This is a genomic window from Pedobacter sp. JCM 36344, from assembly GCF_046546555.1.
GTDB lineage: Bacteria > Bacteroidota > Bacteroidia > Sphingobacteriales > Sphingobacteriaceae > Pedobacter.
In genome coordinates, this window is record NZ_JBKHKK010000003.1 from 221,421 (window position 1) to 235,839 (window position 14,419).

At 39.5% G+C, this 14,419-nt stretch carries 15 protein-coding genes; 8 read left to right on the plus strand and 7 right to left on the minus strand.

Annotated features, from left to right (window positions below; translation table 11 throughout):
• Positions 1–5 precede the first annotated feature (5 nt).
• On the plus strand, positions 6–284 hold the full coding sequence (locus tag ACHFIZ_RS04490) for a LapA family protein (RefSeq protein ID WP_410883274.1): 279 nt from the start codon (positions 6–8) through the stop codon (positions 282–284).
• A 1-nt stretch (position 285) separates the two neighbouring features.
• On the opposite strand, the gene metZ is transcribed toward ACHFIZ_RS04490, so the two are convergent.
• The 3 genes from metZ to ispE all read right to left on the minus strand — a co-directional run bounded on the left by metZ (position 286) and on the right by ispE (position 2,773).
• Positions 286–1,452, minus strand: coding sequence for an O-succinylhomoserine sulfhydrylase (gene metZ, locus ACHFIZ_RS04495; RefSeq protein WP_410883276.1), 1,167 nt, complete (start codon positions 1,450–1,452; stop codon positions 286–288).
• A 24-nt stretch (positions 1,453–1,476) separates the two neighbouring features.
• Complete coding sequence (locus tag ACHFIZ_RS04500; RefSeq protein ID WP_410883278.1) at positions 1,477–1,893, minus strand: OsmC family protein; 417 nt, start codon at positions 1,891–1,893, stop codon at positions 1,477–1,479.
• Positions 1,894–1,969: 76 nt separating this feature from the next.
• Positions 1,970–2,773, minus strand: a complete 804-nt coding sequence (gene ispE / locus ACHFIZ_RS04505) for a 4-(cytidine 5'-diphospho)-2-C-methyl-D-erythritol kinase (RefSeq protein ID WP_410883280.1) — start codon at positions 2,771–2,773, stop codon at positions 1,970–1,972.
• 385 nt (positions 2,774–3,158) lie between these two features.
• On the opposite strand from ispE, the gene ACHFIZ_RS04510 reads away from it, so the two are divergent.
• The gene (locus ACHFIZ_RS04510; protein ID WP_410883282.1) at positions 3,159–4,349 is read left to right on the plus strand and encodes an ATP-binding protein; all 1,191 of its coding nucleotides are present in this window, start codon (positions 3,159–3,161) and stop codon (positions 4,347–4,349) included.
• Between the two features lie 28 nt (positions 4,350–4,377).
• Here the strand turns inward: ACHFIZ_RS04510 and ACHFIZ_RS04515 are convergent, their stop codons facing one another.
• Positions 4,378–4,644 (minus strand): hypothetical protein, encoded by a 267-nt coding sequence (locus tag ACHFIZ_RS04515; protein ID WP_410883284.1) that lies wholly within the window; start codon positions 4,642–4,644, stop codon positions 4,378–4,380.
• Between the two features lie 385 nt (positions 4,645–5,029).
• Here ACHFIZ_RS04515 and ACHFIZ_RS04520 point away from each other — a divergent pair, with 385 nt between their 5' ends.
• From ACHFIZ_RS04520 to ACHFIZ_RS04540, 5 genes are all read left to right on the plus strand, one after another.
• Positions 5,030–5,839, plus strand: a complete 810-nt coding sequence (locus ACHFIZ_RS04520; RefSeq protein WP_410883286.1) for a hypothetical protein — start codon at positions 5,030–5,032, stop codon at positions 5,837–5,839.
• A gap of 42 nt (positions 5,840–5,881) precedes the next feature.
• Entirely contained in the window at positions 5,882–6,676 is a 795-nt protein-coding gene (locus ACHFIZ_RS04525) for a thymidylate synthase (RefSeq protein ID WP_410883288.1), read from the plus strand.
• Positions 6,673–7,158 (plus strand): dihydrofolate reductase, encoded by a 486-nt coding sequence (locus ACHFIZ_RS04530; protein ID WP_410883290.1) that lies wholly within the window; start codon positions 6,673–6,675, stop codon positions 7,156–7,158. Before ACHFIZ_RS04525 ends, ACHFIZ_RS04530 begins: the two co-directional genes overlap by 4 nt.
• 113 nt (positions 7,159–7,271) lie before the next feature.
• Positions 7,272–10,235 carry a protein translocase subunit SecDF gene (gene secDF, locus ACHFIZ_RS04535; RefSeq protein WP_410883292.1) on the plus strand — a complete coding sequence of 988 codons (2,964 nt, stop codon included), beginning with the start codon at positions 7,272–7,274 and terminating at the stop codon, positions 10,233–10,235.
• Between the two features lie 83 nt (positions 10,236–10,318).
• The gene (locus tag ACHFIZ_RS04540; RefSeq protein WP_410883294.1) at positions 10,319–11,170 is read left to right on the plus strand and encodes a hydroxymethylglutaryl-CoA lyase; all 852 of its coding nucleotides are present in this window, start codon (positions 10,319–10,321) and stop codon (positions 11,168–11,170) included.
• On the opposite strand, the gene ACHFIZ_RS04545 is transcribed toward ACHFIZ_RS04540, so the two are convergent.
• Both ACHFIZ_RS04545 and fbaA read right to left on the minus strand, forming a co-directional pair.
• Complete coding sequence (locus tag ACHFIZ_RS04545; RefSeq protein ID WP_410883296.1) at positions 11,167–11,592, minus strand: GNAT family N-acetyltransferase; 426 nt, start codon at positions 11,590–11,592, stop codon at positions 11,167–11,169. The genes ACHFIZ_RS04540 and ACHFIZ_RS04545 overlap by 4 nt on opposite strands.
• A 72-nt stretch (positions 11,593–11,664) precedes the next feature.
• Positions 11,665–12,744, minus strand: coding sequence for a class II fructose-bisphosphate aldolase (gene fbaA, locus ACHFIZ_RS04550; protein WP_410883298.1), 1,080 nt, complete (start codon positions 12,742–12,744; stop codon positions 11,665–11,667).
• A 165-nt stretch (positions 12,745–12,909) separates the two neighbouring features.
• Between fbaA and accD the strand changes: the two genes are divergently transcribed.
• Entirely contained in the window at positions 12,910–13,755 is an 846-nt protein-coding gene (accD, locus tag ACHFIZ_RS04555; RefSeq protein ID WP_410883300.1) for an acetyl-CoA carboxylase, carboxyltransferase subunit beta, read from the plus strand.
• A gap of 3 nt (positions 13,756–13,758) precedes the next feature.
• Here accD and ACHFIZ_RS04560 read toward each other — a convergent pair whose 3' ends face one another.
• On the minus strand, positions 13,759–14,376 hold the full coding sequence (locus tag ACHFIZ_RS04560) for a DNA/RNA non-specific endonuclease (RefSeq protein WP_410883301.1): 618 nt from the start codon (positions 14,374–14,376) through the stop codon (positions 13,759–13,761).
• Positions 14,377–14,419 lie beyond the last annotated feature (43 nt).

A 14,419-nucleotide genomic window follows, 5' to 3' on the forward strand; every position in this document is an offset into this window, starting at 1 on the left:
AAATCATGAGCGCAAAAACCATTTCTATAGTCATCATAACAGCAATAATTATCATCTTTCTGATGCTGAATACCGACGCCGTAGAGTTCAATTTTATATTTGTGAAAGCAGAGGTGTCTAAATTATTGATCGTAGGCGTATGTACGTTTATAGGCTTTGCCATTGGATACTGGGCAGCTAAGCCTAAGACAACTGTTACAACTTATGATAAGGAAGGTACCCAGGATAACCCCGAGGACCGTAGAAATGAGCTCAGTGATGAAGACCGCGATTATATCAGCTAGATTAACTGAGTGCTTGAGATATATCCTTTAGAATATCATCAACATGCTCCAAACCGATAGATAAGCGGATCGTTCCTTGTTCAATACCAACCTCTAATCGTTGCTCTTCAGTTAGTTTTGAATGTGTACTCGTCGCCGGGTGTGTCGCTATTGACCTTGTATCACCAAGATTAGCAGAAATGGAGAACATGTTAAGTTTATCCATGAAAGCACTTGCAGCATCAACACCGCCATGAATTACCATCGTAACTATACCACCACCTTGCTTCATTTGCTTTTTAGCGATCTCATATTGAGGATGAGATTTTAAAAATGGGTACCTGACCTTCTTAACGGTTGGCTGAGCTTCCAGAAATTCTGCTACTTTAAACGCATTTTCACAATGCCTGTCCATTCTCACCGCTAAAGTCTCCAAACTTTTAGAAAGCAACCAGGCGTTAAATGGCGACATAGCAGGACCGCTATGTCTTGCGAATCCTTCAATCTCTTTCATTAACTTTTTGGATCCCAAAATTATACCTCCTAAGGTACGGCCTTGTCCATCAATAAACTTAGTAGCTGAGTGTATTGAAATATCAGCACCTAGTTTTATCGGTTGCTGTAAATAGGGTGTCGCGAAACAATTGTCAACCACCACCAAAATATTACGCTTATGAACAAGGTTTACCAGCCATTCTAAGTCGATAATATCGATTCCAGGATTAGATGGCGTCTCCACAAATATCATTTTTGTATTTTCTTTGATGCCATTTTCCCATTGCTCAGGCTTATCAAGATCTGCGTAGGAATAGGTAATCCCCCATTTAGGAAAGATATTATTTAGCAACTGGTGTGTGGAACCGAAGACAGAGCGACTAGACAACACGTGATCGCCGGAAGCCAGAAAAGTCATGAAAGTTGTAAAAATAGCAGCCATACCGCTCGAAGTTGCCCAGCCCGACTCAGCACCCTCTAAAACAGACATTTTATTAATTAACTCATCTGTGTTGGGGTTGGCGTAGCGGCTGTATACATTTCCTTCTTTTTCATTTGCGAACAGGGCCCGCATTTCCTCAGCGTCATCAAATTTGTAGCTGGAAGTTAAGTATAATGGCACAGAATGCTCTTTATACTGGCTTCTCTCAATTTGCAAACGTATGGCCAGGGTTTCAAAATTATCTTCTTGCATGATCGGTAACGGGTATCTTATTTTTTAGTTATGAATGGTATAAGTAAAGTTCAAAGTTGCGGAGCGACCAAGGATATTTGATACAGAACAGTATTTATCAAAAGTCAACGCCAAAGCACGCTCTACTTTTTGCGTGTTTAATCCTCCGTAAAGATCGAAATGAATGTCGATTACATCAAAAATCGGCGGCATCTCTTCATCTTTTCTTGTTGCATTGATTTTTATCTTGATGTCATTTAAAGGCTCTTTTTGTTTACTGAGCACATTTACCACATCAATTCCACTACAGCCACCAAGTCCAACAAGCAGCATTTCCATCGGACGAAACCCCTTTCCTTCACCGCCTATTGCCTCTTTAGCATCTAGCTCGACTTTAAAACCTGTCCCGTTCTCCGCCTCGAAGTTAAACTTGCCACTTTTTCGTATTAGATTTATTTCCATTTTACAGTTCGTACAATATGTTTTAAATTCTTTAATTGCAAGCTTGATTAGTCACTGGATACCCAAAAACGAGCACTTAACATCCATAAAAGACCTTATTCTCACGCTCCAATGCTGCCAATTTCACCTTCCCTGCAAATATCCCAAAAACCGACGATCCGCTGCCACTCATGAGCGCAAATATTGCTCCGCTGTGATACAAATCCATCTTCACCTTTTCTATCTGCGGATATTTTTCAAAAACAGTCGTCTCAAAATCATTGAAAATATGAGACTTCCAATCGTTAGGTGGCAAATGTATCAAATCTTTAACTGAACTTGAAGGAACAGAAGGGATAATTCCTCGGTAGGCATCAGCGGTGGAAACCTGAACATGCGGCTGAACCAAAACGATTTCATACGCAGAGAGATTAAGTTCAACAGGAGAAAACTCGTCGCCCTTACCTTCGGCATACACCGGCTTATTCCTTATAAAAAACGCGCAATCGGCACCCAAAGGCCGAACATAATCTTCCATCTCCAAAGTAGACAAACCCAAAGAAAATTTATCATTAAGTAACTTGACAAGAAAGGCGGCGTCAGATGAACCCCCTCCTAAACCTGCCCCGATCGGGATATTCTTTAGTAATGTTATCTGTTGAGGGGGAATATCAAAGTCCCTTTTCAACGCATTGTAAGCCTTTAAACATAAATTATCCGCAGCATCCCCCGGAATACTAATTCCTGATGAAACAAAAGAGGTAACAGGAGCATCCGTAATCTCAACAACGTCATTGATTTTTAAAGGATAAAATACAGTTTCCAAGTTGTGGTAGCCATCAGCCCTCTTCTCTGTAACTTGTAACCCAAGATTTATTTTAGCGTTTGCAAAAGCAAGCATGTGAAACAATTTTGAAAAGCAAACTTACGAAAAAGCACCCTAAAGCTAAAAGGGGCAAATACATACACCCCCGTAATGAAATATTAGGGAGGAATCTATGATGTAGACAGCGTTACGTTCCTTGATGTGAATGAAGCGGCTATCCATCAATATCGCTACACCAGAGAAGAATTTATGAATCTCACCATTGCTGAGATTAGCCCAACTGAAGATCTTTGTTCTTTTATGGAGATCCTCAAGTGTAGAACCTCCTGATCTATCAGCATACGCTACTAAATCTAAATTCAGCGATAGCTTACAGATCAACCAGCCCTATGCTAGCGACAGCAATTTTGCTTTATGCATTCAACAATTTTAACTAATTTTGTTGTATACAAAAAGCAATATGGATAATCTCTTTCAGAAGTCTTACTTAAAGATTAATAATACGAGCCTTGTTTATAAAAGGTACTTGATGGACCTCATCGATTGGGAAAGCCGTTTAATAGGAATTAAAGGCGCGCGCGGCGCAGGTAAAACCACATTGATACTTCAGTATGCCAAGCAATCTCTACCATTAAATCACCAAACACTTTACACCAGTCTCGATAGTTTATACTTTACTGAGAATACATTGATCGGACTCGCAGAAAAATTTGCCTCCCAAGGAGGAAAGTATCTATTGCTAGATGAAGTTCACCGCTATGCTAACTGGTCACAGGAGATAAAAAATATTTACGACGATCTTCCTGACTTACAAATCATATTCACAGGTTCGTCCATTATGCATTTGAACACAGCAAAAGGTGACTTAAGCAGACGTGCCGTAATGTATGAATTGCATGGACTTTCCTTCAGAGAATTCTTAAACCTTAGGAACAAAACTAAGTTCGAAAGTATAAGTCTTGATAAGTTAACGAAAGATCACACCGCGATTGCGTTGAACATAACAAGCACAATTAAACCGTTAGCCTATTTCAAGCAGTATCTGGAATTTGGATACTATCCCTATTTTTTAGAAAATGAAAAGCTCTATCCGCAAAAATTAGCGGAAACGATTTCCCTTGCAATACAAATAGATCTTCCCTCATTTCATGAAATCACCTACAGTAGCATTGAGAAAATCCGTTTACTGTTGCATATTATTTCAGAGTCGGTACCTTTCAAACCGAATATTACTAAGTTGAGTGAGCGTATAGGGATTAGCAGAAACAGTTTGATCTTGTTTATCAGATACCTTGAAGATATGAGGATCATAAAGGGTCTGTATCCAGCTACAGGAGGAATAGGTATTTTGCAGAAGCCCGAGAAAATCTATTTACATCATCCAAATTTGCAATATGCACTGGCTAATGCCAACATCAACATCGGTAATGCGCGCGAAAGCATGTTTCTTAATCAGCTAAGCACACTTGGAGAGGTAAATTATGCAGAAGATGGAGATTTTATTTTCAAAGATTACACTTTTGAAATAGGCGGTAAGAACAAAACAAATAAGCAGATTAAAAACCTAAAGTCTGCCTTTGTTGTTGCTGATGAAATAGAGATTGGTCATCTTCACAAAATCCCACTATGGATGTTTGGTTTTTTGTATTAAATTGTTGAAATTGATTCGCATTAAGAATTCAAAGAGAACAGGCAATCTTAACATTCTTATGCCACTTCGCTAGAAATACTTCAGGCGAAGCCTTGAAAGTGTAAACTCCATTTACATGACTGATTACTTCAAAGTTAGTCTTCCAGTAATCATAGTTCTTAGAGGTATACTGTCCCTTTTGTTCCCTGTCATTGATTCCTTCATAACTGAACTTTTGTCCTGCCTTTAATTTTAAAACCTGTGCATTTGCGATCCCACAGATCAAGACAATTGCAATTAGAAGACTTATTCTCATAGATTTCATATCTGGTTTATTAATGTATGGCAAATAGGTTAATAGCAGGTACTTTAATATAGAAGCTTCAGAAGGTGAGAAAAGAAAGTAGGGCCCATTGCCAGAGTACCACTTATTCTACCTACATTGACAAAAACACCTACCAACATTACAATGCAAGTACCTGGGCTTGAGCAAGGATCGGATTAGGTTGTGCTTTGCCTGAGGCCGCCCTCCTGCCGCACTGAGGCCGCGGTGAGGCCGCCTTTTTGCTAGGGAAAAGGCGGCCTCAGCCCGTAAACACCCCGGGTACAAGGCGCCAACACCCAAACCACAACCAAAGCCTGGTATTAGCGGGACCTTAGTAACAATAAAGATTATTTAACGCTTATCAAATATAAACAAAATGGCAATAATGAAAGGAAATGATATCATTGGACTCGTAGGACCAATAGTTATCAAACGCGGCAAAAATGGAAAGAAGGTCGTTCAAACCAGGCCGAGGCAATATACACAACATAAAGAGTCTAAAAGAACTTCAAAGATGTTCGGCTTTGGAAGCTCAGTCGCTTGTTTAATCCGCCGCCAATTAAGCAGTACAATCGGCTCAATGCACGATTCTGGGATGGTAAACAGATTCAACACTCCAATTAAAGAAGTTCTCATTCATTGCTTTAACGAAAAGGACGGCATCTTTAATTTCGAGGAGGATAGCTTTAGCCGACTAGCTGAGTTCGAATTCAATATAAAATCACCGCTAATCAACTTTCTCTGGGTCAAACCTACACTGACTTTAGATGGGAATACACTTAAGGTGACTATCCCTGAATTCAAAATTCCTTCACAATTCACCTTTCCAAAAAGAACAAATACCTGCGAAATAAGTATTACAATTAGTCAATTAAATCTTAATCAGGCAAGTAAAAAACATGAGTTGTACTACAGCTTTGAAATTAATGCAAATCAGCAAAGTAATCCGGCAAAAGAGATCGTTTTTGAAGTTGCCAATGAATGTCTATGCGTCGCAGCAATAGGGTTAGACTATAGCCAGAGAGATAACAACATTAGTACAATGTACAATTCGAAGTTATTTAATCCTGCAAATGTTGTTGGTGCATTGATTATACCAGGAGTATATGTGGAACCACCGGCACCCCCAGTCAGCAACATTGCATACTCCAAAGAATGGACCTTAGAAGCTAAATTGAAATTTTAATTCCATACTTTTGCCTAGCTTAGAAACCCTATTATTTTATCAATGAAGCAATATTTAGACTTAATGCAACACGTGCTGGATCATGGTGCTCAAAAGCACGATCGGACTGGCACGGGTACTATCAGCGTTTTTGGCTACCAGATGCGTTTTAATCTTCAGGAAGGTTTTCCTTTGGTTACCACCAAAAAGCTACACTTGAAGTCTATACTACATGAATTGATCTGGTTTTTAAGTGGCGATACTAATATAAAATACCTGAAAGATAATGGAGTGCGAATCTGGGACGAGTGGGCAGATGAAAATGGCGACCTCGGACCTGTTTACGGCTCACAATGGCGGTCATGGCCTGCTCCCGATGGCAGTAAAATAGATCAGATTACCCAAATTATCAATACCATAAAAAACAACCCTGATTCCAGAAGAATTATTGTCTCTGCCTGGAATGTAGCTGATATTGAACATATGGCTCTACCGCCATGCCATGCCTTTTTCCAATTCTATGTGGCAGATGGAAAATTAAGTTGCCAACTGTACCAACGCAGCGCAGATATTTTTTTAGGGGTACCTTTCAATATCGCTTCATACGCACTGCTAACAATGATGGTTGCTCAGGTATGTGGCCTAGAATGTGGTGATTTTATACATACACTTGGTGATGCACACCTATATAATAACCACATCGAACAAGCGAAATTGCAATTGAGCAGAGAATTGAAGAAATTACCCACTATGGAAATTAATCCTGAGATTAAGGATATCTTTGGCTTCAAGTTTGAAGATTTCACGTTGAAGGGCTATGAATCGCATCCACACATTAAAGGAATAGTAGCAGTATGATAGTAACGATTGTTGTAGCAATAGGAGAAAATAATGCAATTGGTAAAGACAATGAGCTATTGTGGTATCTACCAAAAGACCTTAGACATTTTAAAACGATCACCAATGGACATACCTTGATCATGGGTCGCAAAACCTTTGAATCGGTAAAGAAACCTCTACCCAATAGAAGGAACATTATAATCACAAGGAACCCTGACCTCGAAATCGATGGTGCGGAAGTAGTGCATACCATCGAAGATGCGCTTGAAATCAGTAAAGAAGACGGTGAAGTATTCATAATTGGTGGTGCAGAGATCTACAAAATGGCCATGAAGCATACAGATAAAATCTACTTAACAGTAGTTCACGAGAACTTTGAAGCAGATGCCTTTTTCCCAGAAATAGACAAGAATATATGGATGGAAACAGCATCAGAAAAACACCTCCCAGACGAGAAAAACAACCTCAGTTTCACATTTTCAACACTCGAGCGCAAATAGCTCAATCGCTATAATAAAAAATTAACAACGTGGTCTATTAATTAAAAAAATAATTAGATTTGCCGACTTGTTAAAAAAAGATATAGCTGATATAGACTAATAATTACAAACAAATGCAGGGTAAAGGTTTTATTAAATTTATGGCAATCCTTTTAGGGATTGTCTGTGTGTATTCTCTCTCATTCAACCTCGTAACCTCGAAAGTTGAAAATGATGCAAAAGCGTACGCTAAAGGAGATCCAGATAAAGAAAAAGCTTATTTGGATTCTATGGCAACAGTCAAAGTATATCCTTTGTTTGGATTTGATTATCAATTTGCCAAATCAAAAGAAATCAACCTTGGGCTAGATCTTAAAGGTGGGATGAATGTAACGATGGAGATATCGTTAACTGAATTGGTTAAATCTTTAGCTAACAATACAGACGACGCTAACTTTAACCAAGCTTTAAAAACTGCCCAAACCCAATTGAATGCAGGTGGTAATGATTATATCGCGCTTTTTATAAATGAATTTGAAAGACTTTCTCCTAACGTTAAACTAGCAAATTTCTTCTCTAATCAGGATAACGCAACTACTTTAAAACCTGATGCGAGTAACGGAGAGGTTAAAAAATATCTTTCTGCACAAGCTAAAAGTGCTATTGACCGTTCATTCGATATCATTAGAAGCCGTATAGACGGTTTCGGTGTGGTTAGTCCGAATATGCAAAAACAAGAAGGTACTAACCGTATCTTAATTGAAATGCCAGGTGTTCAGGATAAAGAACGTGTTTCACGTTTGCTTCAAGGTTCTGCTGAATTGCAGTTCTGGAAAGTTTACAACGCTCAGGAAGTATATCCAATCTTGCAAAATATCAACAACACCCTTGCTGCATCTTTAAAATCTAACACTACCGCTAAAGCTGCAGGTGACACTACTGCTGCTTCAGGTGGTAAATTAGCCGGTCTTGCTAAGAACAAAGCGATTAATGACACTTCAGCATTGAAAACTGAAGCCTTAGCTAATAATCCACTATTTGCGGTATTAAACGTCCCAACATACCAAGCTGAAAACGGTCAGCAGCAATTGCGCCCTGGAGCTGTTGTTGGTTGGGTTGCTAAAAACGATACTGCTAAAGTAAATGCATTCTTTAGAAGACCAGAAATTGCTTCTATAATTCCTCAAAGCCTAAAATTCATGTGGAGCGTTAAGCCTACAGATATGGGTGTAAAAACAGGCCCTGGATCTTCAGTTAAAATCTACGACTTATACGCAATTAAAGTTACGTCTACTGATGGCAAACCAGATCTAGGTGGTGAAGCGATAAGCGATGCACGTGCAGACTTCCAGGATGGTAACAAACCTGAAGTTACAATGAGGATGACTGGTGAGGGTGCTATAAAGTGGAAAAAAATCACTGCTGAAGCATCTTCAGGTCCAGAAAAACAAGCAATTGCTATTGTTCTTGACAATACGGTTTACTCTGCTCCTACAGTGCAGGATGAGATCTCTGGTGGAAACTCTTCTATAACTGGAAACTTTACTGTAGAGGATACACAAGATTTAGCGAACATCTTAAAAGCTGGTAAATTGCCTGCTCCTGCTCGTATTGCAGGTAGCTATGTAGTTGGTCCAACGTTAGGTGCTCAGGCTATTCACGATGGTTTAATCTCTTTCGTGATTGCATTTATTGTGATCCTGATCTTCATGGCGCTTTATTATCACCGTGCTGGTTGGGTTGCTAACTTCGCATTGTTGTTAAACTTATTCTTCATAATTGGTACCCTGGTATCTCTTGGCGCGGTTTTGACGCTTCCTGGTATTGCTGGTATCGTACTAACCATTGGTTTATCGGTGGATGCGAACATCCTGATCTTTGAGCGTATTCGTGAGGAACTCGCACAGGGTAAAAATACCGCTCTTGCCATTAAAGAAGGTTTCAAACATGCGATGCCTTCCATTATTGACTCCAACGTTACCCTATTTATATTAGGATCTATCCTATACGTATTTGGTAGCGGACCTGTTCAAGGTTTCGCAACTACATTGTGTATTGGTATTCTATCTTCGTTATTCGCTGCTGTTGCGATCTCAAGAGTAGTATTTGATTGGATGTTGGAAAGTAAACAAGAGATCACTTTTGATAACAAATATACCCACAACGCTTTCAAGAATGTTGCCTTCAACTTTGTTGGTCGTCGTAAGATCTACTACATTGTTTCTACCGCGATCATCCTTTTAGGTTTCATCTTCTACTTCAAAAATGGTGGATTGAACCTAGGCGTAGACTTTAAAGGTGGTAGAACTTATTTAGTTCACTTTGATAAAGCTGTAAGCACAGAAGATCTTAAAACTCAGTTGAACCCGGCATTCGGAAAAGAAACACCAGAGGTTAAAACCGCAGGTGAAGATAGTCAGGTTAAAATAACCACTACTTTCCACATTGAAGATCAGGATCCTAAAACTGATAAAGTGGTTGAAGATGCGTTAATCAAAGGCTTAACGCCATTGAATAACAAGTTTGAGATCATGAGTTCTCAGAAGGTTACTCCTATTATTGCGAGTGACATTGTAAACGGCGCTTTCTATGCGGTATTGGTTTCTTGTTTATTCATGTTTATCTATATCGTTGTTAGGTTTAAGAAATGGCAATATGGTTTAGGTGCGGTTATCGCATTGTTCCATGACGTGTTAATGGTACTGTCATTCTATACGATCCTGGATGGTGTCATGCCGTTCTCATTAGAGATTGGTCAGGATTTCATTGCTGCGATTTTGACGGTAATGGGTTATACTATGACAGAAACGGTGGTTGTATTTGACAGGATCCGTGAGCGTCTGAAAGAATCTGGTAAAGATGATTTACATGGGGAAGAGCGCAATACGTTGATCAACTTCGCATTGAACAGCACATTGAGTCGTACTATCCTAACTTCATTAACGGTATTCTTCGTATTATTGGTGATCTTCGTTTTTGGTGGAGATAGCATCCGCGGATTTATCTTCGCGTTGTTAATTGGTCGAATTATTGGTACCTATTCATCATTATGTATCTCAACTCCTATCGTAATTGATTTAGGAACTAGTAAGAAGTAAGTATTATTTTTAAAATATAGTTTAGGCATCCTTATACGGGATGCCTTTTTTTGTTTATAGGGTTTATTTGTTAGCTTTAATTTATGAGTGATATTAAAATTATTGAATGCCCCCGTGATGCCATGCAGGGTATCCATCACTTTATCGATACCTCTTTAAAAGCAGAATACATCAATTTACTTTTGCAGGTGGGCTTTGATACAATAGATTTTGGAAGTTTTGTTTCTGAGAAAGCAATTCCTCAGTTAAAGGATACGTCTGAAGTTTTATCCTTGTTAGATTTATCTTCGACAAAGTCAAAGTTGTTGGCTATTGTAGCTAATATAAGGGGTGCTGAAGAAGCGATATTGCACGAGGAGATAACTTACCTTGGTTTTCCTTTTTCTTTATCAGAGACCTTCCAAAAGCGCAACACGAATTCCAGTATTGAAGAGTCTATGGAGACGGTAGAACGGATCCTCGAGCTTTGCCACCTTTCTGGTAAGCAAGCTGTGCTATATTTGTCGATGGGCTTCGGCAATCCCTACGGCGATGCCTGGACTGAAGAAATAGTGGCTTATTGGTCTTCCAGGCTTGTTAAAGCGGGTGCTTCGATTTTATCACTGTCAGATACAATTGGAGTTTCCACCCCTGAGAAGATCGATTTGTTGCTCTCTCCTCTTTTACGGGATTTTCAAGATGTAGAAATTGGGGTTCATCTGCACAGTACGCCATCCACAAGACTAGAAAAGCTTGAAGCTGCATACAGTGCTGGCTGCAGGCGCTTTGATAGCGCCTTGAAAGGGTATGGAGGTTGCCCCATGGCAAGCGATGAGCTTACCGGAAATATGGCTACTGAAGAACTTATCGCTTTTCTGGAAGGTAAAGGAGAAGCTTTGGGTTTAAATATGAGCAAGTGGAATGAAGCAGTTGCGTTATCTCAACGGGTATTTTAAGCTTTTTTCACCATCTTGAGGTGTTGGATTCCCGCTTCTTCGAATTGATCGCCTTCAACAGCGAACCCAAACTTCGTATAGAGGCCTACAGCATCCAGTTGAGAATTTAAATAAATATAAGTGGCGTCTACTGGCAGGTCATTAAGCACAGCAGATAGTAGGGCTTGTCCGACTCTTTTACCCCTGAACTCTTTGAGTACTGCGAACCGTTCTAATTTGTAACCTTTATCAGTTTTTCTCCACCTACAGGTCCCACATGGATTGTGATCAATTGTTGCCAGGAAATGCGTAGACTCTTCTTCATCTGCGAGTTCGAGCTCCGGCGGGCAGTTTTGTTCTTCAACAAATACGGTTCTGCGGATTAGAAAGGCTTGTTCGAGTTGAAGCTTGGTCGTGATTTTAGTTACTTGAAGTGCTTGCATAAGAGAAGATTTATGGAGGGGGAACAAAAAAAGCGCCATAGTATTCCTATGACGCTTTTCGAATTAGATTATTTATATCTTATCGCTCGCGTCTTTACAGTTAAGATCTTCGAAAGCTTGTTTTAAACGTGCTACGAATTGCTCTTCACCTTTACGCAACCATACGCGTGGATCATAGTATTTTTTATTGGGTTTATCATCACCATCAGGGTTACCAATCTGGGCCTGAAGATAGCTTTCATTTGCTGTGTAGTAATCAAGAATTCCTTCCCAGAATGCCCATTGCATATCTGTATCGATATTCATTTTGATTGCTCCGTAAGAGATAGCTTCTCTGATTTCTTCTTGCGAAGAACCTGAACCACCATGAAATACAAAGTTGATAGGTTTCTCTGCTGTTAAGCTCAACTTTTCTTTGATGTAGTCTTGAGAATTTTTAAGGATCACTGGTTGCAACTTCACATTACCTGGTTTGTATACACCGTGAACATTACCAAATGCTGCTGCGACAGTGAATTTATCACTCACTTTACTCAATTCTTCATAAGCATATGCCACTTCAGATGGTTGAGTATATAGTTTAGAACTGTCAACATCACTGTTATCAACACCGTCTTCCTCACCACCTGTTACTCCAAGCTCAATCTCGATAGTCATGCCCATTTTAGCCATGCGTTCGAAATACTTCACACAGATTTCCATGTTCTCTTCAATAGACTCTTCTGAAAGGTCTAACATGTGCGATGAAAACAATGGCTTTCCTGTTTCTGCAAAAAACTTCTCTCCATGATCTAACAATCCGTCGATCCATGGTAAAAGCTTTTTAGCGGCATGGTCAGTATGCAAAATAACGGCAACACCGTAGTGCTCAGCCAATAAGTGAACATGTTTAGCTGCAGAAACTGCTCCTAATACACATGCATTAAGGTTATCGTTGTTTAGGGTTTTACCTGCATAAAATTGCGCTCCGCCGTTAGACAACTGAATTATTACTGGCGAATTAACTGCTTTGGCAGTTTCCATTACCGCATTAATGGTATTTGTTCCTGTAACGTTTACCGCAGGCAGTGCAAACTGGTGTTTTTTAGCCTGCTCAAATAACTCTTGAACGGCATCTCCGTAAATTACGCCTTTATAGCCTTTTAAACTCATCTTTAATATTTTATATATAAGCCGAAGTTAGGAAAAATATCACTTTAGGCAAGTGTATCTATCATTATTTCTGTGATTTAGACCGCTTCCGACAAACAGGAAAAGTCGGAACGTTTAGTATTGATTTTTTTCGTTTCTTTGTACTCGCATTTTTCGAGAAATAACATGGCTTGGTTTAAGAGAGAAAAAAAAGGTATCAGTACATCTACCGAAGAGAAGAAGGAAGCTCCAGACGGTTTATGGAACAAGTGTCCGAATTGTAAAAAAGCACTTCATACTGCAGATCTTCTGGAAAATAAATATGTTTGCCAGTATTGCGATTATCATTTAAGGGTTGGAAGTAAAGAGTATTTTCAGGTACTATTTGACGACAACCAGTTCACTGAACTTTTCGCGAATCTTACCTCGGGTGATCCATTACAGTTTACAGATACGAAGCCTTATGTAGATCGGCTAATAGAAAGTCAGGCTAAAACCGGGTTAAAAGACGCTATTAGAGCCGGTCACGGTAAAATGAATGGCGAAGATCTTGTGATTGCCTGCATGGATTTCAATTTCATCGGCGGCTCAATGGGTTCAGTGGTGGGTGAGAAAATTGCACGATCAATTGACTATTCTATAAAACATAAAATACCCTTCCTGATGATCTCGAAATCAGGTGGTGCGAGGATGATGGAAGCTGCGTTTTCACTAATGCAAATGGCTAAAACGTCTGCTAAACTTGCACTTTTAAGTCAGGCTAAAATTCCATATGTATCTTTATTGACAGATCCAACAACTGGTGGCGTTACTGCTTCTTATGCTATGCTGGGCGATATAAATGTCGCTGAACCAAATGCATTGATCGGTTTCGCTGGTCCGAGGGTAATCAAAGAAACCATTAAAAAGGATTTACCTAAAGGCTTTCAAACTGCTGAATTCGTTTTAGAACACGGGTTCTTGGATTTTATTGTTGATCGCAGAGTGATGAAAGCAAAGCTTGCTTCATTCTTGAAGATTGTAAAGAATTAATTTCTAGGGCACTAATGGGTATGGTAGCTTAGCTTTAAGTTGGCTTAAGCTCAGCGCTTCTATCCTACCGCTATCATCATTCGGAAACAGCAGGCAATAAAGAATTGTGCCTGATGGAGGATCAACGATTATTTTGTAACAGTAATCAGGTTTTATAACAGTATGCCCTTCTTTTAGAAGTTGGTTCGTATATATAGCACCGGCAATTACAAAGATTGGTTTTGACTGTGATAGTTTCCTGACTTTTGTTTCCCATGTTTTCCAAATGCCCCTATTGAGTTTCAATGTTTGTGGAACGCAGTTGTAATAACAGAAGGTTTCTTTATCGAGATCGCAGTTGTAAGCAAAATCTTCCGCATTGGCCAGATGCCCTTTATCGTAACCGGTTCCGGAGTAATCGTCGTCTTCCGCAGTATTTACTCCACATTTCTTGAATGAATATTTTGAACGGTTGCAATCTCCACCACCTTTTGAGAGTGTGTAAGTAACGTATAATGGGTTTTTGACTTGGTACGAATAGTATGATTTGTAAGCAGTCATTTGAATGAGGGTGTCTACTTTCTGCGCTTTAAGCGTTTGAGTACTGAGGCTAATTATTAAAAGCAGTAGGAGTTTGTTCATTAAGCTGAGGTTGTAGTGGGAGTTGTGGGGTTTAAAAAGCCCC

Coding starts and splice junctions, on each gene's coding strand:
- ACHFIZ_RS04490 (WP_410883274.1), top strand. CDS start 6: ATGAGCGCAAAAACCATTTCTATAGTCATCATAACAGCAATAATTATC.
- metZ (WP_410883276.1), bottom strand. CDS start 1,452: ATGCAAGAAGATAATTTTGAAACCCTGGCCATACGTTTGCAAATTGAG.
- ACHFIZ_RS04500 (WP_410883278.1), bottom strand. CDS start 1,893: ATGGAAATAAATCTAATACGAAAAAGTGGCAAGTTTAACTTCGAGGCG.
- ispE (WP_410883280.1), bottom strand. CDS start 2,773: ATGCTTGCTTTTGCAAACGCTAAAATAAATCTTGGGTTACAAGTTACA.
- ACHFIZ_RS04510 (WP_410883282.1), top strand. CDS start 3,159: ATGGATAATCTCTTTCAGAAGTCTTACTTAAAGATTAATAATACGAGC.
- ACHFIZ_RS04515 (WP_410883284.1), bottom strand. CDS start 4,644: ATGAGAATAAGTCTTCTAATTGCAATTGTCTTGATCTGTGGGATCGCA.
- ACHFIZ_RS04520 (WP_410883286.1), top strand. CDS start 5,030: ATGGCAATAATGAAAGGAAATGATATCATTGGACTCGTAGGACCAATA.
- ACHFIZ_RS04525 (WP_410883288.1), top strand. CDS start 5,882: ATGAAGCAATATTTAGACTTAATGCAACACGTGCTGGATCATGGTGCT.
- ACHFIZ_RS04530 (WP_410883290.1), top strand. CDS start 6,673: ATGATAGTAACGATTGTTGTAGCAATAGGAGAAAATAATGCAATTGGT.
- secDF (WP_410883292.1), top strand. CDS start 7,272: ATGCAGGGTAAAGGTTTTATTAAATTTATGGCAATCCTTTTAGGGATT.
- ACHFIZ_RS04540 (WP_410883294.1), top strand. CDS start 10,319: ATGAGTGATATTAAAATTATTGAATGCCCCCGTGATGCCATGCAGGGT.
- ACHFIZ_RS04545 (WP_410883296.1), bottom strand. CDS start 11,592: ATGCAAGCACTTCAAGTAACTAAAATCACGACCAAGCTTCAACTCGAA.
- fbaA (WP_410883298.1), bottom strand. CDS start 12,744: ATGAGTTTAAAAGGCTATAAAGGCGTAATTTACGGAGATGCCGTTCAA.
- accD (WP_410883300.1), top strand. CDS start 12,910: ATGGCTTGGTTTAAGAGAGAAAAAAAAGGTATCAGTACATCTACCGAA.
- ACHFIZ_RS04560 (WP_410883301.1), bottom strand. CDS start 14,376: ATGAACAAACTCCTACTGCTTTTAATAATTAGCCTCAGTACTCAAACG.